This window comes from Cupriavidus sp. LA-1 (genome assembly GCF_055385985.1).
The window spans coordinates 1,575,422-1,599,069 of sequence record NZ_AP031387.1; the positions used below are offsets into that span (position 1 = coordinate 1,575,422).

20 protein-coding genes and 2 pseudogenes are annotated in these 23,648 nt (G+C 63.5%); 15 read left to right on the forward strand and 7 right to left on the reverse strand.

Annotated elements, in window-relative coordinates; all coding sequences use genetic code 11:
* Positions 1-10: 10 nt before the first annotated feature.
* Positions 11-793, forward strand: a complete 783-nt coding sequence (locus ACZ5MJ_RS07490; protein WP_432260111.1) for a TrmH family RNA methyltransferase — start codon at positions 11-13, stop codon at positions 791-793.
* Between the two features lie 313 nt (positions 794-1,106).
* On the opposite strand, the gene ppsR is transcribed toward ACZ5MJ_RS07490, so the two are convergent.
* The gene (ppsR, locus tag ACZ5MJ_RS07495) at positions 1,107-1,913 is read right to left on the reverse strand and encodes a posphoenolpyruvate synthetase regulatory kinase/phosphorylase PpsR (RefSeq protein WP_464223196.1); all 807 of its coding nucleotides are present in this window, start codon (positions 1,911-1,913) and stop codon (positions 1,107-1,109) included.
* A 412-nt stretch (positions 1,914-2,325) separates the two neighbouring features.
* Here ppsR and ppsA point away from each other — a divergent pair, with 412 nt between their 5' ends.
* The 3 genes from ppsA (at position 2,326) to ACZ5MJ_RS07510 (ending at position 6,318) form a co-directional block, all read left to right on the forward strand.
* Positions 2,326-4,710: a phosphoenolpyruvate synthase gene (gene ppsA / locus ACZ5MJ_RS07500; protein ID WP_464223197.1), complete on the forward strand. Its 2,385-nt coding sequence runs from the start codon at positions 2,326-2,328 to the stop codon at positions 4,708-4,710.
* A gap of 152 nt (positions 4,711-4,862) precedes the next feature.
* Positions 4,863-5,285 (forward strand): NfeD family protein, encoded by a 423-nt coding sequence (locus ACZ5MJ_RS07505; RefSeq protein WP_464223198.1) that lies wholly within the window; start codon positions 4,863-4,865, stop codon positions 5,283-5,285.
* 100 nt (positions 5,286-5,385) lie between these two features.
* Positions 5,386-6,318: an SPFH domain-containing protein gene (locus ACZ5MJ_RS07510; protein WP_464223199.1), complete on the forward strand. Its 933-nt coding sequence runs from the start codon at positions 5,386-5,388 to the stop codon at positions 6,316-6,318.
* Positions 6,319-6,358: 40 nt separating this feature from the next.
* Here the strand turns inward: ACZ5MJ_RS07510 and smpB are convergent, their stop codons facing one another.
* Complete coding sequence (smpB, locus tag ACZ5MJ_RS07515; protein ID WP_306849364.1) at positions 6,359-6,811, reverse strand: SsrA-binding protein SmpB; 453 nt, start codon at positions 6,809-6,811, stop codon at positions 6,359-6,361.
* A gap of 178 nt (positions 6,812-6,989) precedes the next feature.
* On the opposite strand from smpB, the gene ACZ5MJ_RS07520 reads away from it, so the two are divergent.
* Both ACZ5MJ_RS07520 and ACZ5MJ_RS07525 read left to right on the forward strand, forming a co-directional pair.
* A complete protein-coding gene (locus ACZ5MJ_RS07520) occupies positions 6,990-7,427 on the forward strand; it encodes a type II toxin-antitoxin system RatA family toxin (RefSeq protein ID WP_464223200.1) in 438 nt (145 codons plus the stop codon).
* Positions 7,414-7,761 carry an RnfH family protein gene (locus ACZ5MJ_RS07525; protein WP_464223201.1) on the forward strand — a complete coding sequence of 116 codons (348 nt, stop codon included), beginning with the start codon at positions 7,414-7,416 and terminating at the stop codon, positions 7,759-7,761. The genes ACZ5MJ_RS07520 and ACZ5MJ_RS07525 overlap by 14 nt, the downstream gene beginning before the upstream one ends.
* A 55-nt stretch (positions 7,762-7,816) precedes the next feature.
* On the opposite strand, the gene ACZ5MJ_RS07530 is transcribed toward ACZ5MJ_RS07525, so the two are convergent.
* Together ACZ5MJ_RS07530 and ACZ5MJ_RS07535 are read right to left on the reverse strand one after the other, a co-directional pair.
* On the reverse strand, positions 7,817-8,338 hold the full coding sequence (locus ACZ5MJ_RS07530; RefSeq protein WP_464223202.1) for a DUF4124 domain-containing protein: 522 nt from the start codon (positions 8,336-8,338) through the stop codon (positions 7,817-7,819).
* 204 nt (positions 8,339-8,542) lie between these two features.
* Entirely contained in the window at positions 8,543-9,502 is a 960-nt protein-coding gene (locus ACZ5MJ_RS07535; protein WP_464223203.1) for a DMT family transporter, read from the reverse strand.
* Between the two features lie 123 nt (positions 9,503-9,625).
* Between ACZ5MJ_RS07535 and guaB the strand changes: the two genes are divergently transcribed.
* The 4 genes and pseudogenes from guaB to ACZ5MJ_RS07555 form a co-directional block, all read left to right on the forward strand.
* Positions 9,626-11,089 carry an IMP dehydrogenase gene (gene guaB / locus ACZ5MJ_RS07540; protein WP_464223204.1) on the forward strand — a complete coding sequence of 488 codons (1,464 nt, stop codon included), beginning with the start codon at positions 9,626-9,628 and terminating at the stop codon, positions 11,087-11,089.
* A 210-nt stretch (positions 11,090-11,299) separates the two neighbouring features.
* The gene (locus ACZ5MJ_RS07545) at positions 11,300-11,923 is read left to right on the forward strand and encodes a hypothetical protein (RefSeq protein WP_464223205.1); all 624 of its coding nucleotides are present in this window, start codon (positions 11,300-11,302) and stop codon (positions 11,921-11,923) included.
* Positions 11,898-13,517, forward strand: coding sequence for a glutamine-hydrolyzing GMP synthase (guaA, locus tag ACZ5MJ_RS07550; protein ID WP_464223206.1), 1,620 nt, complete (start codon positions 11,898-11,900; stop codon positions 13,515-13,517). The genes ACZ5MJ_RS07545 and guaA overlap by 26 nt, the downstream gene beginning before the upstream one ends.
* Before the next feature lie 517 nt (positions 13,518-14,034).
* Positions 14,035-14,405, forward strand: a pseudogene (locus ACZ5MJ_RS07555) (tyrosine-type recombinase/integrase); the annotation flags it as partial.
* A gap of 67 nt (positions 14,406-14,472) precedes the next feature.
* Here ACZ5MJ_RS07555 and ACZ5MJ_RS07560 read toward each other — a convergent pair.
* Together ACZ5MJ_RS07560 and ACZ5MJ_RS07565 are read right to left on the reverse strand one after the other, a co-directional pair.
* Entirely contained in the window at positions 14,473-15,426 is a 954-nt protein-coding gene (locus ACZ5MJ_RS07560) for a hypothetical protein (RefSeq protein ID WP_464223207.1), read from the reverse strand.
* Positions 15,423-16,619, reverse strand: a complete 1,197-nt coding sequence (locus ACZ5MJ_RS07565; protein ID WP_464223208.1) for a nickel/cobalt efflux protein RcnA — start codon at positions 16,617-16,619, stop codon at positions 15,423-15,425. The genes ACZ5MJ_RS07560 and ACZ5MJ_RS07565 overlap by 4 nt, the downstream gene beginning before the upstream one ends.
* 100 nt (positions 16,620-16,719) lie before the next feature.
* On the opposite strand from ACZ5MJ_RS07565, the gene ACZ5MJ_RS07570 reads away from it, so the two are divergent.
* The 3 genes and pseudogenes from ACZ5MJ_RS07570 to ACZ5MJ_RS07580 all read left to right on the forward strand — a co-directional run.
* Entirely contained in the window at positions 16,720-16,992 is a 273-nt protein-coding gene (locus ACZ5MJ_RS07570) for a metal/formaldehyde-sensitive transcriptional repressor (RefSeq protein WP_464223209.1), read from the forward strand.
* 721 nt (positions 16,993-17,713) lie between these two features.
* Positions 17,714-18,166, forward strand: a complete 453-nt coding sequence (locus ACZ5MJ_RS07575; RefSeq protein ID WP_464223210.1) for a PA2169 family four-helix-bundle protein — start codon at positions 17,714-17,716, stop codon at positions 18,164-18,166.
* Between the two features lie 147 nt (positions 18,167-18,313).
* Positions 18,314-18,844 (forward strand): annotated as a pseudogene (locus ACZ5MJ_RS07580) (ISKra4-like element ISBte1 family transposase); the annotation flags it as partial.
* Positions 18,845-19,024: 180 nt separating this feature from the next.
* Here ACZ5MJ_RS07580 and ACZ5MJ_RS07585 read toward each other — a convergent pair.
* Positions 19,025-19,300, reverse strand: coding sequence for a hypothetical protein (locus ACZ5MJ_RS07585; RefSeq protein ID WP_464223211.1), 276 nt, complete (start codon positions 19,298-19,300; stop codon positions 19,025-19,027).
* An 871-nt stretch (positions 19,301-20,171) separates the two neighbouring features.
* Here ACZ5MJ_RS07585 and ACZ5MJ_RS07590 point away from each other — a divergent pair.
* Both ACZ5MJ_RS07590 and ACZ5MJ_RS07595 read left to right on the forward strand, forming a co-directional pair.
* Positions 20,172-21,953, forward strand: a complete 1,782-nt coding sequence (locus ACZ5MJ_RS07590) for a putative bifunctional diguanylate cyclase/phosphodiesterase (RefSeq protein WP_464223212.1) — start codon at positions 20,172-20,174, stop codon at positions 21,951-21,953.
* Positions 21,954-21,961: 8 nt separating this feature from the next.
* Positions 21,962-23,395 (forward strand): HDOD domain-containing protein, encoded by a 1,434-nt coding sequence (locus ACZ5MJ_RS07595; protein ID WP_464223213.1) that lies wholly within the window; start codon positions 21,962-21,964, stop codon positions 23,393-23,395.
* The last annotated feature ends 253 nt before the right edge of the window (positions 23,396-23,648 follow it).

Sequence of the window (23,648 nt, forward strand, 5' to 3'; positions counted from 1 at the left end):
TCTCCGCATCGTGAAGCACGTCACCTCGCGCGACAACGCGCTGTTCAAGCACCTGAAGGCGCTTGCCGGTTCCACGCACCAGCGCCGCAAGGCCGGCCAGTCGCTGCTGGACGGCGTGCACCTGGCGCAGGCCTACGTGGCCGCGCGCGGCCAGCCCGTCACCTGCATCGTGTCGGAGCGCCACTACGACCACGCCGAGGTGGCGCCGCTGCTGGCGCAGGTCGACGCCGAGCGCGTGGTGGTGCTGGCCGATACGCTGTTCACGCAGATCAGCGGCGTGGTCAATGGCATCGACCTGATGCTGGTGATCGAGACCCCGGTCGGCCACCTGCCGGCGCGGATTGAAGAAGACTGCATCATCCTGGACGGTGTGCAGGACGCGGGCAACGTCGGCTCGATCCTGCGCAGCGCCGCCGCGGCGGGCATCCGGCATGCTTTCCTGGCCACGGGGTGCGCCTTTGCATGGTCGGTCAAGACCCTGCGCGCCGGCATGGGCGCGAACTTCCACCTGAATATCGTCGAGCACTGCACGCTGGAGTCGCTGGCGCCGCGTCTGGCGGTGCCGCTGCTGGCGACGTCGTCGCACGCGGATGCGGCCGTATTCGATACCGACCTGCGCGGGCCGGTGGCCTGGGTGGTTGGAAACGAAGGGGCAGGGGTCAGCGATGGCTGGATGGCGCATGTCACGCGCAAGGTCGGCATCCCGCAACCCGGTGGGCTGGAATCGCTGAATGTGGCCGCGGCGACCGCGATCTGCCTGTTCGAGGCAGTACGCCAGCGGCGCGCCGGCTGAAGCGACGCCGGCTGCGAGACAGCGCGCCGGTGTTGGTCCGGCGCCATCCCTTTGGGCGCGGGTGAACGGCCCCGGCCAACACCACGTCGCTCGCCCGGCGGTGTTGGCATCACGCCAGCCCGGCGCCGTGCGCAATACTGCACCAGTGCCCGGCAGGCACGATCGTTGCAACTTCCTACCAAGAGCGCACTCGCTCACTGAACGACACCTGATTCCGGCATCGGAAAAAACAAACGGGACCACTCCCCGGGAATGGCCTCGCTTGTCCTTAATACGGCTTCTGAGCGGTCCTACCCGGCGGCCGCTTTTTTTTTTAGTAATTGTTGTCGCGATCGACCTTGATCTCCTGCAGGATCGTGGTCGCGATCTCTTCGATCGACTTGTGCGTCGAAGACAGCCACTTGATGCCTTCGCGCCGCATCATCGCCTCGGCCTCGTTGACCTCGTAGCGGCAGTTCTCCAGCGCAGCGTACTTGCTGCCGGGACGGCGCTCGTTGCGGATCTCGGTCAGGCGGTGCGGATCGATCGACAGCCCGAAGATCTTTGACTTGAACGCATACAGCGCCGACGGCAGCTTGCCGCGCTCGAAATCGTCGGGAATCAGCGGGTAATTGGCTGCCTTCAGCCCGTATTGCATGGCCAGGTAGAGGCTGGTCGGGGTCTTGCCGCTGCGCGACACGCCCACCAGGATCACATCCGCTTCTTCCAGGTTCTTGTGTGACTGGCCGTCATCATGGGCCAGCGAGAAGTTGATCGCCTCGATCCGGTTCTTGTAGGCCTCGGTGTCCGCATTCTGGTGGAAACGGCCGATGGCATGGGTGGACTTCAGGCCCAGTTCTTTCTCGAGCGGTTCGATGAAGGTCTGGAACATGTCCAGGATCATCGCCTTGGCGCGGCGCAGTGCCTTGTTCGCTTCCTGGTTGACCAGGGTGGTGAAGACGATGGGCGGCACGCCTTCGTTGTGGAACGCTTCGTTGATCTTGCCGACGGCGATATGTGCCTTTTCCGGGGTATCGACGAAAGGCATGCGCACCTTGCGGAAGCGCATCTCGAACTGGGCCAGGATGGAGTGGCTGAAGGTCTCCGCCGTGATGCCGGTGCCATCCGAGACGATGAACACGGTGCGGATCGCGGGACGCTCGTTGGCATGGGGTGCGGCAGCGGAGGGGGATTCAGGCTGCGTTCCAGGCTGAGGCCCGGGTGTCGCCGTTCCGGGCGCTTCTGGCAGGGACATGGGGGTGGCGCACATGGGAATGGCGCATTTAATAAATAGATTCAATCTTCCGCAGAAAAGTGCGGCGCAGCACGGTAGAATAGCGGCGATCTTTTCGCTAAGCAATTCCGCTGGGTGCCCGCCGGTGCAACAATCCGGGCCCGGAATTGTCGACAATGCGCGCTACGCGATGAGAGCCGTAGCGCCAGGTCCGCAGCGCCAGTTCGGGGTTGCTTAGCCAAGCGATCAGTCCGGGAACAGAACACCAAGAACATACCGGTCACGCGCGACAAGTTTTCTACTTTGTTTTGAGGCTCTCATGACTAACCAGGCAGATAACGGCGCCTATGTGCTGCCGTTCGAGCAGTTGCGCATGGCTGACGTGGAAATCGTCGGCGGCAAGAATTCGTCGCTGGGCGAGATGATCTCCCAGCTGGCGGAAGCCGGCGTCCGGGTTCCCGGCGGCTTTGCCACCACCGCGCTCGCCTTCCGCGACTTCCTTGCCCACAACAAACTGACCGAGCGCATCTCCCAGCGCCTGAAGACCCTGAACGTCGACGACGTCAAGGCCCTGGCCGAGGCCGGTGCCGAGATCCGCGGCTGGGTCGCCAGCGCACCGTTCCAGCCGCGCCTGGAACAGGAAATCCGTGAATCGTACGCCCGCGTGGCCGAGCGCGAAGGCGCCGAAGCCTCGTTCGCGGTGCGTTCGTCGGCGACCGCCGAAGACCTGCCCGACGCCTCGTTCGCCGGCCAGCAGGAGTCCTACCTGAACGTCAGCGGCATCGACGACGTGCTCGACAAGATCAAGCACGTGTTCGCCTCGCTGTACAACGACCGCGCCATTTCCTACCGCGTGCACAAGGGCTTCGCCCACGACGTGGTGGCGCTGTCGGCCGGTATCCAGCGCATGGTCCGTTCGGACCTGGCCGCTTCGGGCGTGATGTTCACCATCGACACCGAATCCGGCTTCCCCGACGTGGTCTTCATCACCTCCAGCTACGGCCTGGGCGAAACGGTGGTGCAGGGCGCGGTCAACCCGGACGAGTTCTACGTCTTCAAGCCGACGCTGCAAGCCGGCCAGTACCCGATCATCCGCCGCTCGATCGGCTCCAAGCTGATCAAGATGGAATTCACCAAGCCGGGCGAAGCCGGCCGCGTGAAGACCGTCGACGTGCCGGGCGAACTGCGCAACCGCTACTCGATCACCGACGCCGACGTGACCGAGCTGGCCAAGTACGCGATGATCATCGAGAAGCACTATGGCCGCCCGATGGACATCGAGTGGGGCAAGGACGGCAAGGACGGCAAGATCTACATCCTGCAGGCCCGCCCGGAAACGGTGAAGAGCCAGTCCGCCGGCAAGGCCGAACTGCGCTTCAAGCTCAAGGGCACCGCCCCCGTGCTGACCAGCGGCCGCGCCATCGGCCAGAAGATCGGTACCGGCCCGGTGCGCGTGATCAACGACCCGTCCGAAATGGAGCGGGTGCAGCCCGGCGACGTGCTGGTGGCCGACATGACCGACCCGAACTGGGAGCCGGTGATGAAGCGTGCCTCGGCCATCGTTACCAACCGTGGCGGCCGTACCTGCCACGCGGCCATCATCGCGCGTGAACTGGGCGTGCCGGCCGTGGTCGGCTGCGGCGACGCCACCGACATGCTCAAGGACGGCACCCTGGTGACGGTGTCGTGCGCCGAAGGCGACGAAGGCCGCATCTATGACGGCCTGCTGGAAACCGAAGTGACCGAAGTCCAGCGTGGCGACATGCCGGAAATCGACGTCAAGCTGATGATGAACGTGGGCAACCCGCAGCTGGCGTTCGACTTCGCGCAGATCCCGAACTGCGGCGTCGGCCTGGCCCGCCTGGAATTCATCATCAACAACAACATCGGCGTCCACCCGAAGGCCATCCTCGACTACCCGCAAGTCGATGCCGACCTGAAGAAGGCCGTGGAAAGCGTGGCCCGTGGCCATGCCAGCCCGCGTGCGTTCTACGTCGACAAGCTGGCCGAGGGCATCGCCACCATCGGCGCGGCCTTCTACCCGAAGCCCGTGATCGTGCGCCTGTCGGACTTCAAGTCCAACGAGTACAAGAAGCTGATCGGCGGCTCGCGCTACGAGCCGGACGAAGAAAACCCGATGCTGGGCTTCCGCGGCGCCTCGCGCTACATCGCCGACGACTTCGCCGAAGCGTTCGAGATGGAATGCAAGGCCATGAAGCGCGTGCGCGACGAAATGGGCCTGACCAACGTCGAGATCATGGTGCCGTTCGTGCGTACGCTCGGCCAGGCTGCCAAGGTCATCGAGCTGCTGGCCAAGCACGGCCTGAAGCGCGGCGAGAACGGCCTGCGCATCATCATGATGTGCGAAGTGCCGTCCAACGCGATCCTGGCTGAAGAGTTCCTGCAGTACTTCGACGGTTTCTCGATCGGCTCGAACGACCTGACCCAGCTGACGCTGGGCCTGGACCGCGACTCGGGCATGGAGCTGCTGGCCAAGGACTTCGACGAGCGCGATCCGGCGGTGAAGTTCATGCTGCAGCGTGCGATCTCCACGGCAATCCGCCTGGACAAGTACGTCGGCATCTGCGGCCAGGGTCCTTCGGATCATCCGGACTTTGCCGAGTGGCTGGCCAAGGAAGGCATCAAGTCGATCTCGCTGAACCCTGACTCGGTGGTCGAGACCTGGCAAAAGCTGGCTTCCTGAAGCATTTGACGTCACAATAACGATATTGCCGGCGCCTTCTGGCAGCCGGCAGGCACCGGCCCTGCGTCAGGTGTTGCTACTGCCCCGCAGACGCTACAAGGCGCTGCGGGGTTTTTGCATTTCGGGATGTCTCTGGACGAACGGGAGCTTGGATGGCGTACTACATCTGGTTCGTGGCAGCGGTCGCGCTGGTGATCGTCGAACTGAACACCGGCACGTTTTATCTGCTGATGGTGGCGGTGGGGCTGGCCGCCGGCGGGGTGGGGGCACTCCTGGGCCTGTCGCCGGGCGCGCAGACGCTGGTCGCGGCCCTGGTCGCGGCGGTGCTGATCGCCGGGCTGCGCCGCACGCGCTTCGGCAAGCTGCGGCGCAGCACTGCCGCCTCTGATCCCGACGTCAATATCGATATCGGCCAGGAGCTCGACGTGCCGGCCTGGGATGTCAACCGGTGCGCCCGCGTGCCATACCGCGGCGCGGACTGGAACGTCGAGCTGGCGCCCGATTGCGCCGCCGCGCCGGGTCGTTACCGCATCGTTGCGGTGCGCGGCAGCACGCTGGTGGTATCTCCCCGCTGAATCCGGTTCTTGTTGCGCAGCGCGGCAATTGCCGCGCTGCGATTCGCCTGCCGCCGCCTGGCGGCTCCGTCCTGCTGTGTTCTGTCTGGAGGGTCGTTACATGCTCGCATCTCAGCTTGGTTTGCTGCCGCTGATCATCCTCATCGCCGTTATCGTGCTGATTGCCAAGGGCATCAAGATCGTGCCGCAGCAGCATGCCTGGGTGCTTGAGCGCCTGGGCCGCTACCACGCCACGCTGACGCCGGGGCTGTCGATCGTGGTGCCGTTCGTGGACCGCGTCGCCTACAAGCACGTGCTCAAGGAAATCCCGCTGGATGTGCCCAGCCAGGTCTGCATCACCAAGGACAACACGCAGCTGCAGGTCGATGGCGTGCTGTATTTCCAGGTCACGGACCCGATGAAGGCATCGTATGGCTCCAGCAATTTCGTGGTCGCCATCACGCAGCTGTCGCAGACCACGCTGCGCTCGGTGATCGGCAAACTGGAGCTGGACAAGACCTTCGAGGAGCGCGAGTTCATCAACCACAGCGTGGTCAACGCCCTGGATGAAGCGGCCTCCAACTGGGGCGTCAAGGTGCTGCGCTACGAGATCAAGGACCTGACCCCGCCCAAGGAGATCCTGCATGCGATGCAGGCGCAGATCACCGCCGAGCGCGAAAAGCGCGCGCTGATCGCGGCATCGGAGGGCAAGCGCCAGGAGCAGATCAACCTGGCCACGGGTGCGCGCGAGGCAGCGATCCAGAAGTCGGAGGGCGAGCGGCAGGCCGCGATCAACAAGGCGCAGGGCGAGGCGGCCGCGATCCTCGCAGTGGCCGAGGCCAATGCCCAGGCCATCCAGAAGATCGGCAACGCGATCCGCACCGAAGGCGGCATGGATGCGGTCAACCTGAAGGTGGCCGAGGAATACGTGGCCGCCTTCGGCAACCTGGCCAAGCAGGGCAATACGCTGATCGTGCCGGGCAATATGGGCGAGATGAGCAGCATGATCGCGTCCGCCCTGCAGATCGTGAAGGGGCAGCAGAAGGCTGCCTGAATGGATTGAGGGCACACCGCGGCCAGCGCGGCGCCGGGGCTCAGTCCTTGGCGTCGCCCTTCATGATGCGGGCCTTCTCGCGCTGCCAGTCGCGCTGCTTCTCGGTCTCGCGCTTGTCGAACTGCTTCTTGCCCTTGGCCAGGCCGATCTCGCATTTGACGCGGCCGCGCGTGTAGTGCAGGTTCAGCGGGACCAGCGTATAGCCGCGCTGCTCGACCTTGCCGATCAGCTTCTTGATCTCGTCGGCCTTGAGCAGCAGCTTGCGGGTGCGCACCGGGTCGGGCGTGACGTGGGTGGAGGCGCTTTGCAGCGGGCTGATATGGGCGCCGATCAGGAACATCTCGGCGTCGCGCACCACCACGTAGCCTTCCTTGATCTGGACCCGCCCGGCGCGGATCGCCTTGACCTCCCAGCCTTCCAGCACGATCCCGGCCTCATAGCGTTCCTCGATGAAGTAGTCGAAGAAGGCCTTTTTGTTATCTGCAATGGTCATGCGTGCGGGTGGGGTGCGGTAGGGTGGAATTCGGCCGATTCGCTGCAGCGCCACATGGCGGAATGCCGCGGGGCGCGCGTGTCGGCTAAAATCGGGATTCTAGCAAACCAGCCCCGGCACCGGCGCATGCCCGCCGCGCATCGCGCGCAGCATGGCCGAAAGCCAGATTTTCCCATACATGGCAGACGTCCATAAATCCGTACTGCTCGGCTACTCCGCCGCGCAGATGTACGACCTGGTCACGCGCGTGGAGGACTACCCCAAGTTCCTTCCATGGTGCGGCGGCGTGGAGGTGTTCGAGCAGACCGATACCATGCTCGACGCCAAGATCCATATCCACTTCAAAGGTATCCAGCAGTTCTTCCACACGCGCAATACGCAGGAACGCCCCACGCGCATCGACATGACCTTTGCCGACGGGCCGTTCAAGACCTTCAACGGCGCGTGGCGCTTCACACCGCTGCGCGAAGACGCCTGCAAGATCGAATTCCATCTGCACTATGAGTTTTCCAGCCTGCTGCTGGAAAAGCTCATCGGCCCGGTCTTCAGCATGATCGCCAATACCTTCGTCGATGCCTTCGTCAAGCGGGCCGAGGTGGTGTATGGCACCAACTGAAGCCGGCGCGGGGACGGTGCATGTCGCGGTCTGCTATGCGCGGCCGGATACCGTCTTCCTGAAAGAGATCGACGTGCCGGCGGGAACCACGATCGCCGCGGCCATCGTCGGTTCCGGGCTGCAGCAGGCCTGTCCGGAGGTGGACCCGTCCACCATGCGGGTTGGCATCTTCGGCAAGCTCAAGACGCCGGAGACGGTGGTGCGTGACGGTGATCGCGTCGAGGTTTACCGGCCGCTGACGGCCGATCCCAAGCAGGCGCGCCGCAGGCGGGTGCAGAAGCAGCGCGCGGGCGGCACCCGCGAAGGCCAGAAATGGTTGCGCGGCAGCACGTGAGCCAGGATTGCCGGTCAGGAAAAACGGGGTGCATGCACCCCGTTTTTCTTTGGCTTCAGTTGCAGTTCTGCTCGAGACTGGCGTTGGTCTTGAGGAGCTCGGCCTCGCGCTGTTCGCTGGTCAGGCGCTGCAGCGAACCGTCCGGGCCAGCGACAGCCGCGCGCATGCCTTGCTGCAGGCCATAGGCGTAATTGCGCATCTGCGCGCAGCGGGCCTCGCGCTCGGCTGCCTCGCTTTCTTTGCGGGCTTCCTCGGCGGCGGCTTTCAGGCTGGCCTCGCGGCGCTTGCGGAAGGCTTCCTCGGCCGTCGGTGGCGGAGCCGCGGCGGGCTTTGCCAGGGCTTTTGCCGGAGCCGGGGCGGCAGGGGCTGCCGTCGGGGCGCTGGCGGCTTGCACCGGCTGGAACTCGCCGGCGGAGCGGCCCGGGGCGCGCAGCGCACTGGCGGCCTCCGCCGACGGCGGCAAGTCGCTGTAAACCATGCGGCCGTTGGCGTCGCGCCATTGCCAGTAGGCAAGGGCGTGGATGGGAACCGCGACGGTGGCGGCGGCTAGCAGGCACAGCGCGGACAATCGTTTCATGGCGAGGCGTCTCAAAGTGACTCAGACGTTACTGATGCGGCTGGAATCGTGCTGGGCCGCCGGCTGCGCGCATGGCAATGCCACGGCAGGACAGCCGCGGCGATGGCTGGGCGCCCGCCTGGTATCAGGTGCGTGGCGCCGGTTTGACCCTGGGTGATGCTGTTTTTCGTGGCGCGTGTGACCCCCGCGCCATCGTTCGCTAGTCTACGCAGACTTGTCGGTGGCGTGCAAGCGCACGGACCAGGCCACGCCGACCATCAGCAACACAATGGCGGCGATTTCCAGTGGCCGGGGCCAGCGGTGGTCGAAGACAAAGCCATACGCCAGCGCGAACAGTGTCTCGAACACGATCATCTGGCCCGACAGCGTCAGCGGCAGGCGCCGGCTGGCGATATTCCACAGGTTGTTGCCGATCAGCGACGCGCCCAGCGCCACCGCGGCATTGACCATCCAGAACCACTGCCAGTCGCGGCCGCTGTCGGCCGCGGTCAGGGTGTCGCCCGCCAGCAGCCAGCCGAGCCCGGCCAGTACCGCCGATACCGCGCCGGTCGACAAGCCGTACAGGGCCGACCATTCATTGCCGCTGTAGTGCGGGTTGCGCTGCAGGTAGCGCGCGTTGTCCACCGCGTAGAGCGTCCAGCAAACCAGCGCGCCCGCCGCGCAGCAGACCCCGGCAAGCTTCTGCCAGACCGGCCGCACCGCCGCGCCGGCTGCCGCCGCATGAGCGCTCTGGCCGCCGCCGAACAGGTCGATATTGATGCAGGCGATGCCCGCGGCCACCACCAGCAGCGGCCACACCAGGCGCGCCAGCGGCACCGCGCCGTGGTCGCGCCGGCCCATGATGGTGACCGAGATCGGCAGGATGCCGATGATCAGCGAGGTCGGGCCCACCCCGGCCAGCTGCACGCCGAAGGCCAGCAGCACGTAGTAGAGCAGGTTGCCGGTAAAGGCCTGGCGCAGCAGCGCCACGCAGTCTGCCCGGGTCAGCTTGCGGGCGATGCGCTTCATCAGCGGCAGGGCGGCCACGATAGCGACCAGCCCGTAGGCCAGGTAGCGGCCGATGGCCAGCTCCCACGGCGAAAACACGGGCAGCAGCTTGGGGGCGATAAAGACCATGCCCCAGAAGGCGCCTGCCAGCAGCCCGCACAATACGCCGATTCCCATGCTTTGCTTCGCCCGCGGAAAAAGACGTCGAGCATAGCAGACGCCAAGTGGGAAAGACCGTTGCGGTGCATCAGCAAAGCGCGCATTCCTGTATAATTCGGTTTTGCGCCTAGAGGATTTGCTATGCGTCTTGTCCAGAAAGCACTCACATTCGATGACGTGCTGCTCGTCCCGGCCTATTCGGCCGTCCTTCCCCGGGATGTCTCCCTCCGCACCAGCCTGACCCGCTCCATCGAACTGAACATCCCGCTGGTATCCGCGGCGATGGATACAGTGACGGAAGCCCGCCTGGCGATCTCCATGGCGCAGGCCGGCGGTATCGGCATCGTCCACAAGAATCTGAAGCCCGCTGACCAGGCCCGCGAAGTCGCGCGCGTGAAGCGCTATGAGTCGGGCGTGCTGCGTGATCCGATCACCATTTCGCCGGACATGAAGATCCGCGATGTGATGGCCCTGTCGCAGCAACACGGTATTTCCGGCTTCCCGGTGCTGGAAGGCAAGATCGTGGTCGGCATCATCACCAACCGCGACCTGCGTTTCGAGGAAGAGCTCGACGCCCCCGTGCGCGCCAAGATGACGCCCCGCGAAAAGCTGGTGACCGTGGCCGAAGGCGCCCCGCTGGAAGAAGCCAAGCGCCTGATGAACCGCCACCGCCTCGAGCGCGTGCTGGTGGTCAACCAGGCCTTCGAGCTGCGCGGCCTGATCACGGTGAAGGACATCCAGAAGGCAGTGGACAATCCGCTGGCCAGCAAGGACGACCACGGCCAGCTGCGCGTCGGCGCGGCAGTCGGCGTGGGCCCGGACAACGACGAGCGCGTGGAACTGCTGGTCAAGGCCGGTGTCGATGTGATTGTGGTGGATACTGCACACGGCCACAGCCAGGGCGTGCTGGACCGCGTGCGCTGGGTCAAGCAGAACTTCCCGCAGGTGCAAGTGGTTGGCGGCAATATCGCCACCGGCGATGCCGCGCGCGCACTGGTCGAGCATGGCGCCGACGGCGTCAAGGTCGGTATCGGCCCGGGCTCGATCTGCACCACGCGTATCGTTGCCGGCGTGGGCGTGCCCCAGATCACGGCGGTTTCCAATGTGGCCGAAGCGCTCAAGGGCACCGGCGTGCCGCTGATCGCGGACGGCGGCGTGCGCTACTCCGGCGATGTGGCCAAGGCCCTGGCGGCCGGGGCTCACACCGTGATGATGGGCGGCATGTTCTCGGGCACCGAGGAAGCGCCGGGCGAAACGTTCCTGTTCCAGGGCCGTTCGTTCAAGAGCTACCGCGGCATGGGTTCGGTGGGTGCGATGAAGGATGGCGCGGCAGACCGCTACTTCCAGGAAGACAACACCGCCAACGTCGACAAGCTGGTTCCCGAAGGGATTGAAGGGCGCGTGCCGTACAAGGGCTCGGTGATGGCGATCATCCACCAGCTGACCGGCGGCGTGCGTGCCTCGATGGGCTATTGCGGCAGCAAGTCGATTGCCGACTGGCACGAGAGCGCCCAGTTCGTCCAGATCACGGCAGCCGGCATGCGCGAATCGCACGTGCACGACGTGCAGATCACCAAGGAAGCGCCGAACTACCATATCGACTGACGCGCAGCGGTTGCGCCCGTCGCCTCGCGGCGGTGCGCCGCCGCGAGATCGTCGGGGCGAGGGCGCACTGCCGCGGGCGGCGCCTTCGCCTGACCGGAATGCCATCCGGCCCGGCCGCTCGCCAAGCCGGTGTTGCCTGACAGTGGGCCGCCTGCAGTGGGCCGCACCAGCCAGCCGCACCATTGGCCGGGCCCATGACGAGGAGCGCCAATGAAGGTATTGCTGCGAGCCGTGCTGTTTTTCGATGCCCTGGTGGATCTGCTGCTGGGCATCCTGTTGTTGATGTCCCCGTTTACCACGCTGTACGCTGCGCTGCAGTTGCCGCAGCCACAGCCCGCCCTGTTCGGGCAGTTGCTGGGCGTGGCGCTGGTCGGCCTGGCAGTGCTGCTGTGGCAGGCCGCGTTCAATGGCCAGCTGACCGTGCCGGTGGCGCGCACCGCCGGCTACGTGAACCTGGCCAGCGCCATCCTGATCATTGCCTGGATGGTGTTCATGGATTTGCCGCTGGCAGGCGCAGGCAAGATCTGGCTGCCGGTGATGGCAGCGGTGCTGGCGTTTTTCGCGCTGGTGCAGATCCCTGCTTCCAGGCGCGTGCGCGACCGCGAACGGCAGCTGAAAGCCGAACGCGCACTGCAGGCACAGGAAAACAGGAAAGAAGTCCGCAAGGAACCCGGCGTCGCCCCCGCGGCGCGCCAAACGAATACCCCAGAATACCGGCGCGAGCCGGTCATCACGCCGCCGCCGGGCTATGGCCCCGGCACGGAAGTCGTGACCGAGCCCATCCCGGAAGACACGCCATCGGCCCATCATGCACGACAAAATCCTCATTCTTGATTTCGGCTCGCAGGTCACGCAGCTGATCGCCCGCCGCGTCCGCGAGGCGCACGTCTATTGCGAGATCCACCCGAACGACGTCACCGACGCGTTCGTGCGCGAGTTCGCCCCGAAGGCCATCATCCTGTCGGGCAGCCACGCCAGCACCTATGAAGACCACCAGCTGCGCGCGCCGCAGGCTGTGTGGGACCTGGGCGTGCCGGTGCTGGGCATCTGCTACGGCATGCAGACCATGGCCGTGCAACTGGGCGGCAAGGTCGAGTGGAGCGACCAGCGCGAGTTCGGCTACGCCGAGATGCGCGCCCACGGCCATACCGAGCTGCTCAAGGACATCGAGGATTTCCGCACGCCGGAAGGCCACGGCATGCTCAAGGTCTGGATGAGCCACGGCGACAAGGTCACCGGCCTGCCGCCGGGCTTCAAGCTGATGGCTTCCACGCCGAGCTGCCCGATCGCCGGCATGGCCGACGAGGCGCGCCATTACTACGCCGTGCAGTTCCACCCGGAGGTCACGCACACCGTCAGGGGCCGCCAGATGCTGGAGCGCTTCGTGCTGCAGATCGCTGGCTGCGAGCCCGACTGGGTCATGCGCGACCATATCGAGGAAGCGGTCGCCAGGATCCGTGAACAGGTCGGCGATGAAGAAGTCATCCTTGGCCTGTCCGGCGGTGTCGATTCGTCCGTGGCCGCGGCGCTGATCCATCGGGCCATCGGCGACCAGCTCACCTGCGTGTTCGTCGACCACGGCCTGCTGCGCCAGGATGAAGGCAAGCTGGTGATGGAAATGTTCGTCGGCCGCCTGCACGCCAAGGTCGTGCATGTGGACGCGTCAGACCAGTTCCTCGGCCACCTGGCCGGCGTCACCGACCCCGAGCAGAAGCGCAAGATCATCGGCCGGGAGTTCGTTGAAGTGTTCCAGGCGGAGGCGAAGAAGCTGACCAACGCCAAGTGGCTGGCGCAGGGCACCATCTACCCGGACGTGGTGGAATCGGGCGGCACCAAGACCAAGAAGGCCACCACCATCAAAAGCCACCACAACGTCGGCGGCCTGCCCGAAACGCTGGGCCTGAAGCTGCTGGAACCGCTGCGCGACCTGTTCAAGGACGAAGTGCGCGAACTCGGCGTGGCCCTGGGCCTGCCGCCGGAAATGGTCTACCGCCACCCGTTCCCGGGCCCCGGGCTGGGCGTGCGCATCCTGGGCGAAGTCAAGCGCGACTACGCCGACCTGCTGCGCCGCGCCGATGCCATCTTCATCGAGGAACTGCGCAAGACCATCGCCACCGAACAGGACGCCGCCGCGGGCCTGTGCGAGCCGGACCAGGTCGGCAAGAGCTGGTACGACCTGACCAGCCAGGCCTTCGCCGTGTTCCTGCCGGTCAAGTCCGTGGGCGTGATGGGCGACGGCCGCACCTACGACTACGTCGTCGCGCTGCGCGCGGTGCAGACCACCGACTTCATGACCGCGCACTGGGCGCACCTGCCGTATGCGCTGCTGGGGCGTTGCTCGAACCGGATCATCAACGAAGTGCGTGGTTTGAACCGGGTGGTGTATGACGTGTCGGGGAAACCGCCGGCGACGATTGAGTGGGAGTGAGGGGCAGGGATTTTCTCATAAAAATCAACAGCTTAGAAAAACGCTCGAAGATAGTTAATTGGAAAGCGATTCTTCTAAGTTGTTGATTCCAAATGGCTTTGTATATGGGGTTTTACTCTTTCGTTGCCCTCGAGTGACGAATTTGACGGTATAGCTGACGGTACGAACGAGCTCTTCCGGCAAGGCCTAGCTAATGCCGCTACGGCAATACCGGCCGTGACGGTAGAGATCGATCTCAGAAGCTGGGTTTCATGCGGGTTCGCGAAATATTTGGGTCTCGTGATGGGTGACGGCAATCGGCGTCTCGATCAGGAGACCAGTTCCATGCTCACAGACCTCGCCCTTCGGAACCTCAAGCCTCGCACGATCCTTTACAAGGTCGCAGATCGCGATGGTGTGTATGTGGCCATCTGACCGACCGGGTCCATTTCTTTCCGGTACGACTATCGCATCAATGGCCGGCGCGAGATGCTGACCATCGGCCGCTATGGTTTCGGCGGCATCTCGCCTGCCTCCGCGCCCGGCGTTGGACATCTTGGTAGCGCTGCACACTTGCGCAGCCGGCTCCAAGTTCGTCTTGCCGTCGCGCTACGATGCCAACCCTGCATGTCGACGGCAACTACGCAGTTGTGGCCGAGCGTGCGAAGGCCGCAGCCTGCCGCTGGAGCCGTTCACCGTCCACGACCTACGCCGTACCGGCTCAACGCTGCTGAATGAGGTCGGCTTCAACTGCGATTGGATCGAGAAGTGCCTGGCGCACGAAGAGGGACGTTCGTCGCGCTCGGTCTACAACAAGGCGAGTACGCAGACCAGCGGCGCCACATGCTGCAGGAGTGGGCCGACTATTGGAGGCGATGGCCGCTCGTTTGCGCCGTTCGCTACTGCTGATCGATAGGCCGGTTACCCCACCAAAGCGGTCAGCAGGCGACCGTGGCTCGGCCGCTTCAGCCGTTTGCTATCGATCCAGCAGTGGCTTGCCGAACAATGAGGGCAAGAAGTCATCCAGGAAGAACAGTACCTGGATGTTTGCGCCGACTCCGCGAGTCGATCCGTGGGTCAGCGGAAGAACTAGCTCCGCTGCGACCTGCCAGGTATCCTTCACGTAGGCGATGCCAGGGTTGACCGTGCCTCTGGTCCGTTGGCCAACCGGCGAGTCAAATGCAAATTCCACGAGTGGAATGAACTGGTGAAGCGGTTCTTCCTTTGGCAGCACACCTGGAACGAAGCGATCGGTCAGGTAAAGCGTGCTGTACTCGACTGCAAAACCCCAATGGACGGTGGTGACGTTACTCGTTCTGACACTGTTGAACTGGCGAGCAGTGGGGTTGTAGTTCAAGTTGTCGGACTCGTTGCCAGTAGGGACGGCAACGCTGACGCCCGCTGTCACGCCGAACGGGCGCAGCCACGACAGGGATTCTGGCAACGCGCCAAAACCCTGGCCTACGTAAAGGCTTGGTGCAATGATGGCAGGTGCATTTGCGCCGATCCGCTGGGCTCCACAGTGCGGCAAGGCGAAGATCAGCGATCCCGCGACGAGGGTCTCATTGAGATCGTTTTCGTAAAGTCTGGATTTGAGTGTGATGCTGGTTCTGGATGCCCCCGACTGTCGGGCGCCATCCCAAGTGCGTCGCGTAAAGCCGCTATCGAACCCGATGGATAGGTCCGATGTCAGCAGCCTGGCAAATGACACTGTCACGTTCTGGTCTGTGACGGCATTGCCATTGGCGGATTGACGCAAGAATCCAGGCGTGACGGCAAACTCGTCGGCCACGGCAGGATCGTCGAACGTCAGCGTTCCTGGAAAGAAGCGGTTGCCGGCGATGCCATGTGCGTGCGACGCAGCGGGCACAATCGCACATAGCGCAGCGGCTGCCATAAGTTGGCTGGCCAAAGCCGGGAGGCGCTTCATGATTGCCAAGGCCGGCTAGCAGTCTGCAGCTTAGTCGTGTGCGCCAGTGCCGGTGTGGCAGTCGGCTTGTTGAGTCCCTGCATACCCTGCCAACCTACATACAGTCCGACCAGCACGATCAGGGCGCCGGACAAGTACGGCGTCTTGCGCGCAAAGTCACCGAAGCCGCCCCAGCGTCGGGATACATGCTTGACACTCAGCGCGGCCAAGGCTCCGGATGCGACCATCGTCATGGCCAGGCCAATGCTGAAGCACAGTACAAGTGTGGCGCCCAGCGTGATCTTCTTGAGTTGCAGACAGAGCAATAACACCGTGATGGATGCGGGGCACGGAATCAGGCCGCCGGTAAGGCCAAAGACGATGATCTGGCCAGTTGTTACCTGCCGGTTGGCGAAGCGACGGCGGATGTCGTTCGCGTGCGCTAGTTCATGAGCATCCTGGTATCCGGGCGCGGAGACATCCAGGGCTTCATAGTCCTTGATCACGTGATGATGGTGATCATGCTCGACGAACTCGACGTCGTAGTCGTGGCTGTGGTGGCCGTGTCCCAGACTCAGGCGCGCAACGAACTCGTGCGGTTCAGGGATCGTCTGTGCGGATTCCAGGAATCCATCGCGCTGTTCAAACGTGAAAGACTGCCGGGCACCGTCAGGGCGCTCGGTCTCGATGCGCACATCGCTCGCCGGCCAGACATGGCCATGCGGACTCTCGGGATAGAGCCGGAAGCGAGGTGGCACATCGTCCTCAAACACTTCCAGCCGGACCACGCCGTGACCCGTGTCGATTGACTTGGCGTCGTCGCGCCGGTGGTCATGGTCGTGATCGTGGTCATGGTCATGGGCGTGCGCCAGTCGCTGCCCCTGCCACGTTCGCCAGACCATCCACACCGCAACACCGATGATGAGAGCGGCGGAGGCGACCTGGAGATACGGCTCAGTTGTCTCTGCGCTCCAGTTCCGACCGAAGTACAGGCCAGCCATGGCGACTGCCCAGACCACGGCTGTGTGGGAGATCGTTGCCGAGAGCCCAAGCAAAACGGCCTGCGTCAGCGTCCCCCGGATAACCACAATAAACGCCGCCATCATGGTCTTCGAGTGGCCAGGTTCCAGGCCGTGCAATGCGCCAAGCAGGATGGCGCTGGGAATGAACAGCCAGGCGTTGCCCTGCTGCAATAGGGGGGAGAACTCAGTCATGGTCGACGATCGCTAGACATTTTGCGCCGGCGAATTATACTCCCCCCTAGTATATTGATGCTACCCTCCGTCGCTGACGAACCACATCGATCCCCGATTCATGCCACATACCATTCGTGACAAGGCCAAGTTGTTGGCGCGCGTGCGGCGCATCCAGGGACAAGCTGCTGCCCTGGAGACGCAACTCAATGGAGAGGAGGATTGCACGGCAGTGTTGCAACAAATCGCTGCGATCCGTGGGGCGGTGAACGGACTGATGGCGGCCGTGATTGAGGGCCATTTGACCGATCACGTGGTCAAGGAGCCTGCGGAAGAGCAGCGCCAGCAGGATCTCGATGCAGTCATGCAAGTGATCAAGTCGTACTTGAAATGAAATAGGTGTGTACATCTGACATGCCGTGCATCGCACGGTGAGCCTCCGACACCTCAGCAATTCGAAGCTTCGACAACGTCGGCGCTCGACTTGCGACGATCCGCTCCAAATTGGCCGATACGATGGGACCGGCGCCGCACGTCGCGAGGGACGCCACTAGCTCAATGAGCATTAAGTGGTTGGCCGTTAGGGGGGGGCGGAAACGGACGTCCGCACTGCGGGTGCGCGACGGCGGAGAATGGCCGGTCTCGGACGGATGCCCGCCGCGAAACTGCGGCGGGCCCAGATCGACCCGTTGCAGCCATACAACTTGTCATGACCTCGGAGGCCAGTTTCTGGTTGAACGGCCGTTCGCTGAGCGATCGCGCTTTGCACAAGCAATTTCGTTGTGGTCACGCTGGTGGGCTCGGGGCAAGTTGCCAATGCGCGATCCCGCGCGTGCGCCCGGACAGGGGCAAAAGAAGGGATTCTATTGCCTGGCACATGGTTTGTTCGCCAAAAGCTGAAGTGCTTCTCCACTAGCATCACTGGCCGGCCCTGCTGCGCTTCTATACTGACATTACGACAGTGCGAGACTCGCGGTCCACGGTGGTGCACGCCAATAGCGGGAATCGAGACCTTAATCCTGGCCAATCCCACGTGAGCCAGCCCGGCACCACCCGCCCGGCGTGGATGTCCTCGCAGCTTCACATTTGCCTCGATTCGGGCAAGGAGATTTTCAATGGCCAATGCTCAAGGACAACTCGTCTTCACCCTGAACCACCTGATCGAAGTCGGCAAGGACGGCGAACTCACTTGCATGACCGGCGCCCGTGAAGTGTACGACGCCGATATGCGCGGCATCCTGACCGGCACCGCAGAGACCTGCCGCAATTCGGTGACCGAATTGCAGGCCCTGGTCAGCTCCCTGGGCGCGGTGCCGCGCGACCGTGGCTCCATAGCCGGCACGATGCATCGCGGCTGGATGGAGGTGATGCACATCATTGCGCCGCACAACGATGACGCGGTGCTGCAGTTGTGCGAGCGCGAGGAAGAGGCCGTCAGGCGCGAGTACCGCTCGGCGCTGACGAAAGACATGCCAGAGGAAATCCGCTCGGTGCTCTTGCGTCAGTACCAGGGCGTGCATAAGTATCACGAACGCATCCACGCCATGCGTGGCATGCAGATTCACTGACGCGCTGAATCAAGCCTGATTGACCCGATCGCACCAGGCGGGCCGGAAGCCGACAAGCTACCGGCCCTTTTTATTTCGACGCCGAAGCTTGCGCCGCCTTAAGGTAGGGCTAGCCGGAGACCGCGCCAAAGCGGGGGCTGACGACCGGACTGCCGCGCTGAGTACGTTCTCGATTGGCTCCACATCGCCATGCGGGTACAGAACCTCGAACAGATGATCAAGGGCCGGCTGGCACACTGTGACGGTCCTGGCAACGCAGCCTTGATCAAGGCGCTGCATGGCGCCAAGTGGCACCTGTGGCACGACTGCCCCCATCCGGCGTTGCGCCGACTGGAAAGCCTGGGTTGGGATCTGCAAGCTGAGGCCAGCCCCGAGGAAGCCAAACTCCTTGGCAAGCTCGAGGAGTTCATTGTCTACCTCGACAACAATCGGCGCTTCATCGTGAACTACGGTGACCGCTATCGGCATGGGGAGCCCATTGCATCAGGTTTTGTCGAGTCGGCCGTCAACCAGGTGGTCAGCAAGCGATTCGTCAAACGGCAGATGGCCTGGTGGCCTCGGCACGCGCACAACCTGCTGCAAATCCGGACCGCCGTGCTCAATAACCAACTCCGGTCTTACGTTGAGCGCTGGAATCCGTCCATCGCCGCAGAAGAAGGCCACCGCCTTGCCGCTTAGTCAGCCCCCGATTTGGCGCGCTCTCGCTCACCACGTTCACTGATCCGGTGGCATTACCCTCGACCACGTTTCCCTTCATTCCTGCTGGCAATGCGACCGGGCTTGTGCCATCCCGTCCTTGTCGCATTCCAACGTTCTGGGAGATCTTTGGATTCGCATCGCCCGCCTGAAAGAGGGTGGTCAGAAGCCGCTTCTTATCGTGTGCAGCAAGTCGCTGACAGATTCGTGCGTGTTAACTGCGTTGATGATGTCAGTGAGGAACCAAGGCAGAATCAATTGCGTATAGGGATCGCTAACACCGACGCTGAGCACCGGTGGCCCTGACGTGGAGTCAGCGCGCAGGACGCATGTATGCGTGTCTGGCGGGATATGCTGGGCGATCTGCTTGTTGGTGGGCGCCGACGAGCACCCGGCAGCGAGCACGACCAGGGCAACGGTAGTGCGAAAGGGTCTCATGAGATGAACTCCAGCCACGTTAATTCGACAAAATGGCCGGCGACGAGTTCGTCAATGCATGACCTCGATTGTGCGGAATGAAGAGCCTGCCGCAGACGGCATAGCGGGCCGATGCACGTCTGCTGCTCGTCGACGCGAACGGCGCTTGACCCTAAACCGCCGTTTGGACTCGCGCCACCGTAACGACCGCTTGCACGAGGGAACCGCCGCTCGCCTCGTCAAGTTGGTTGGCAAGTCCTCGATTAGGAGATGATGGCAAACCTCGCTGAGAGGGTCGTTGGCGAGCCTTCTCATACGATCGCACTCCGTTTGCCAACGACCGGACTGGAGGCAGAGGCGGACACCAATCTAGAGACCCCTTGCCAGCCTGAGATGACGGAGATGCCCGGTTCGATGACGTTTTGCATCACGTTCGCTTCGATTTGCCACGTGCCTGTACTGGCCGGCTACCGCCGTTGCGCTTCTGCCATCCTGGCCAGCAACGGTGAGCCGCAGCGTGTGGGCCAGGAAGAACGGGAGACCGGCGTTGCCGGGAAGCGGCGATAAGACACGATAACGGTGTCTTGTACCGAAATCTTTACCCTTGCCCGGGCAGCGTGATAACTAGGCGCTTCCATAGATCAAGGGTTTTGTCTACCCCACGCGCTAGTAACACGGGATGATGCGTTGTGAATTTCAATGCCGTGACTGCTTTTTTGCAGCGTGATCCTTCGCGGCCGTAATAGAATTGGATTCCCGTCGATCCACGCATGGCGGCAAAGCGTGTTTTCGGACCATTAATGCTGTCTTTTTTACCGGGTTTCCCTGCGGTACCGCCGACCCACAGGGATCGGCAAGGTGCAGTCGCCAAACAGGCTAGGCCAAAGACCACATGACGTCGTTCACGTATGATGCTGTGCAGGCAGGCAATGCGGCGGAACCGGTCCGTTCCGGCGGCGTTGCCGGAGCGACGGCTCCTGCCAGCAACAGGAGTGCCTGGGCGCTGCTGGAGGCATGGGGCGGGCTGGCGCTGCAGGTCAGCGAGAGCGGAAATATTCTCCAGGCCACGAGCGCTTCGGCCGATTTGCTGGCTTTTCCGCGCGAATATCTGCTGCATGCTTCGATCAAGGACATTATTGCCTTCGACGAACGCGAGCGTGCAGCCCATCTGTTGCAAGCCTGTTTTCGCGACGGCCTGCCTAAACAAGCCGAAATCCGTTTTGCCAACGCCATTACCGGCACGCGCTGGATCGACCTGCGCATTTGCCGGCATGTTACTGCGGATGGCAGGGCTTTGCTGCTGCTGTTTGGTGCCGACGTTACCAAATGGGCCCAGAAACTCGATCGATTGACGGAACAGTCGCTCACCGATCAGCTGACAGGCGTCGGAAACCGCGCACTGATCCGAAACCGGGTGGAAGCGTATTTCACCGGCGATGCCACGCAGCGCGGGCCCTTTGCCATCGTGCTGATGGATCTTGACGGATTCAAGAAGGTCAACGATTCGCTCGGCCATGAGGTTGGCGACATCCTGCTGAAGGAATTGAGCCTGCGCCTTGCCGGAACCGTGCGCTCGCGCGACACCGTGGCACGCCTTGGCGGCGACGAGTTCGTGATTCTGCTTGATGACGTGAGCTCGGAAGACGCCGCGGTCGGGATACTCGAGCAGATCATGCGCGTCTGCAGACAGCCCTTCCATCTCGCCGGCTGCCAGGTCCGTGTCACGTCCAGTATCGGGCTGGCGTTCGCGTCGGGCGTGCGAGAGACCGAGGCGCAGTTGCTGCGGCGGGCCGACCGGGCCATGTACGAGGCCAAGGCACAGGGCAACAACCGCTATTGCCTGTATTCGTCGGAACTCGATCATCGTCTGAACGAGCAGTTCCGCATCGAGCAGGACCTGTTCGAGGCTGTGCTCAACGGCGAACTGTTCCTGCACTACCAGCCGATCTTCCGGGTCGGCCCGGACACCGTCTGCGCGGTCGAGGCGCTGATGCGGTGGGAACATCCGGCTGGCTCCATTTCCCCCGAGGTGTTCGTGCCGCTGGCCGAAAGCAACGGGCTGATCAACCATCTCGGCGCCTGGGCCATACGCTGCGCGTGCGCGCAACTGGCGGCCTGGGATGCAAACGGGGTGGACCTTGGCTACATCTCCGTCAATGTATCGCCGGTGCAGTTCAGGCATCCCGGCTTTATCGACAGCGTGCGCACTGCCATCCGCGACACCGGCATCAGCCCGCACCGGCTGGTGCTGGAGATCACCGAAGGCGCGCTGATGACCGACCCCAAGGCGGCAGGCGACCTGCTGACCGAACTCCGGGCACTGGGCATCCGCTTTGCCGTCGATGACTTCGGCACGGGCTATTCCAGCTTGTCCTACCTGCGCCGTTTCCCCTTGTCGGCCTTGAAAATCGACCGCAGCTTCGTGGCCGACATGGTCGATTCCCCGCACGCCCGGACCATTGTCTCCGCAGTGCTGTCGCTGGCGCGCGAACTCGGGCTGGTGGCGATTGCGGAAGGCGTCGAAACCGAGGTGCAATGCGACCTGCTGGCTGCCCAACGCTGCGAGCTGGCACAGGGCTGGCGCTTCGCCCGGGCAATGGGTCCCAATGATTTCGAGAACGCTGTCCGCACGGGCAGGTTCCAGATCGACGCCGCGGACGCATTGTCCGCGTGATTGAGTCCATGGCAAAGAAACAGTTCCTCGATCAACTGTGGGCCAGGATGGCCCAGAAGGGCGATTTCCCGACGCTCCAGTACTGCATCGACAATGTCTTCAAGACGCTGAACAGCGACCTGAGCGTTGGCGAAATGGCCAGTACCGTCCTGTCGGACTTCAGCCTGTCCCAGAAAGTTATCCGGCTGGCCAACTCCGCCATGTACCGCTCGTTCGGAGGCGAGGTTACCACCGTATCCCGCGCCATCATGGTGCTGGGCGTGGACACAATCACGCACCTGACGCTGGGCGTCCAGGTACTCGACTTTTTCCAGGGCGTCGCGCCGAACCGTCCCCAGGCGGCGAGGGCGCTCAAGCAAGCCATCATGGCCGGCGAGATCACGCGCGCGCTGAACGATGCGCGCGGCATCCTCGGCGGGGAGGAGGGCGTCGTCTGCACGCTGATGCACCATGTCAGCCGCCTGCTCGTGATCTTCTATTTCCCGGACGAATGGGACCGCATCGCGGCGCTGGCGGCGGATGGCGCCATGAGCGAAAGCGACGCCTGCCGCGAAGTCATCGGCATTTCGTTCGACGAAATCGCCAAGGCGGCCGCCTTCCGGTGGCGCCTGCCGGCCCTGATCGCGGACGGCATGCTGGGGCGCGAGCTTGACGAAGAGACCGTGCTGGAGACCCATGCCGACTGGCTTGGTGCCGTTGCGCGCCTGTCTTCCGACGCGGCAGCGTCGATCCTCGCCGAGCAGCCCGAGGAAGTCGTCCTGGAACCGCTGCTGGCCCATGCACAAAAGCTGGGGCTGGAGCCATCCCACGTCAACGTGGCCATCCAGCAGGCCGGCACGCTGAAGACGTCGATGGCGCGCTCGGAAACGCCGGACTCAGAGGGGGGCAGCCTTCTTGACGAGGATGGCAAGCCGGCCGATACGCTGACGCGGCTGCAGCGGGCGTTGGAAGAAGTCCGACAGGAGGGCGCTGGGATGACCGTATCCCAGCTTGCCCCGCTGGTGCTCGAGTCGACCATGCGCGCGCTGAATTGTTCGCACTGTTTCCTGATGCTGCTGCACCCGACGACCAAGCGCTTCGGCGCGCGCCTCGGCTTTGGCGACGGCATGCGCGACAAGCTCGAGCAGCTGTCGTTCGAAGAAGGCTTCGTGCCGGACATGTTCCATTTCGCAATGATCGCGCCGAAGCCTTTGCTGATCGAGGACTTGCGCGACAAGGCCGTGTCGCATCGCGTCCCGCGCTGGTATCGCGACGCCATGCCGGACACGCGTTCTGTGCTGCTGGTACCAGTCAAGGTTCGCAACCGCTGCGTCGCCATGATCTGCGGCGACTGGGGTACAACGCGCATAGTCGGCGGACTGACCGATGCCGAACTGGCCGCAGTGGGACAACTGACCGGCGAGATCGCCACAGCCGTGCTGCGTTCGGCGCCGCAGCGCTAGCAGCGGCACCCGGAAGGCACGCGGCGCGCACGTTCCCGAAGCGCGAGCACGTGATGCGGTTCCTGCAGAAATCGGCGCGGATCTATTGGACCTTGTTCAAGGTCCCTCTGAGAGGCCCGCGCGACCGAGTAGCGGATACGCAGGAGCGTCGGTTGTCAGATTCAGAGGAATCAATGATTAACACAATCCTTAATCTCAGAAAAAAGGCTGTCGACCGTTATTAGTAATGTCACCTTTGCGATGATTAGAGATG

What these genes read in the sequence shown, in the direction of transcription:
- ppsA (WP_464223197.1), top strand. Translation starts at nt 2,326, where the DNA reads ATGACTAACCAGGCAGATAACGGCGCCTATGTGCTGCCGTTCGAGCAG.
- ACZ5MJ_RS07505 (WP_464223198.1), top strand. Translation starts at nt 4,863, where the DNA reads ATGGCGTACTACATCTGGTTCGTGGCAGCGGTCGCGCTGGTGATCGTC.
- ACZ5MJ_RS07510 (WP_464223199.1), top strand. Translation starts at nt 5,386, where the DNA reads ATGCTCGCATCTCAGCTTGGTTTGCTGCCGCTGATCATCCTCATCGCC.
- smpB (WP_306849364.1), bottom strand. Translation starts at nt 6,811, where the DNA reads ATGACCATTGCAGATAACAAAAAGGCCTTCTTCGACTACTTCATCGAG.
- ACZ5MJ_RS07520 (WP_464223200.1), top strand. Translation starts at nt 6,990, where the DNA reads ATGGCAGACGTCCATAAATCCGTACTGCTCGGCTACTCCGCCGCGCAG.
- ACZ5MJ_RS07525 (WP_464223201.1), top strand. Translation starts at nt 7,414, where the DNA reads ATGGCACCAACTGAAGCCGGCGCGGGGACGGTGCATGTCGCGGTCTGC.
- ACZ5MJ_RS07530 (WP_464223202.1), bottom strand. Translation starts at nt 8,338, where the DNA reads ATGAAACGATTGTCCGCGCTGTGCCTGCTAGCCGCCGCCACCGTCGCG.
- ACZ5MJ_RS07535 (WP_464223203.1), bottom strand. Translation starts at nt 9,502, where the DNA reads ATGGGAATCGGCGTATTGTGCGGGCTGCTGGCAGGCGCCTTCTGGGGC.
- guaB (WP_464223204.1), top strand. Translation starts at nt 9,626, where the DNA reads ATGCGTCTTGTCCAGAAAGCACTCACATTCGATGACGTGCTGCTCGTC.
- ACZ5MJ_RS07545 (WP_464223205.1), top strand. Translation starts at nt 11,300, where the DNA reads ATGAAGGTATTGCTGCGAGCCGTGCTGTTTTTCGATGCCCTGGTGGAT.
- guaA (WP_464223206.1), top strand. Translation starts at nt 11,898, where the DNA reads ATGCACGACAAAATCCTCATTCTTGATTTCGGCTCGCAGGTCACGCAG.
- ACZ5MJ_RS07560 (WP_464223207.1), bottom strand. Translation starts at nt 15,426, where the DNA reads ATGAAGCGCCTCCCGGCTTTGGCCAGCCAACTTATGGCAGCCGCTGCG.
- ACZ5MJ_RS07565 (WP_464223208.1), bottom strand. Translation starts at nt 16,619, where the DNA reads ATGACTGAGTTCTCCCCCCTATTGCAGCAGGGCAACGCCTGGCTGTTC.
- ACZ5MJ_RS07570 (WP_464223209.1), top strand. Translation starts at nt 16,720, where the DNA reads ATGCCACATACCATTCGTGACAAGGCCAAGTTGTTGGCGCGCGTGCGG.
- ACZ5MJ_RS07575 (WP_464223210.1), top strand. Translation starts at nt 17,714, where the DNA reads ATGGCCAATGCTCAAGGACAACTCGTCTTCACCCTGAACCACCTGATC.
- ACZ5MJ_RS07585 (WP_464223211.1), bottom strand. Translation starts at nt 19,300, where the DNA reads ATGAGACCCTTTCGCACTACCGTTGCCCTGGTCGTGCTCGCTGCCGGG.
- ACZ5MJ_RS07590 (WP_464223212.1), top strand. Translation starts at nt 20,172, where the DNA reads ATGACGTCGTTCACGTATGATGCTGTGCAGGCAGGCAATGCGGCGGAA.
- ACZ5MJ_RS07595 (WP_464223213.1), top strand. Translation starts at nt 21,962, where the DNA reads ATGGCAAAGAAACAGTTCCTCGATCAACTGTGGGCCAGGATGGCCCAG.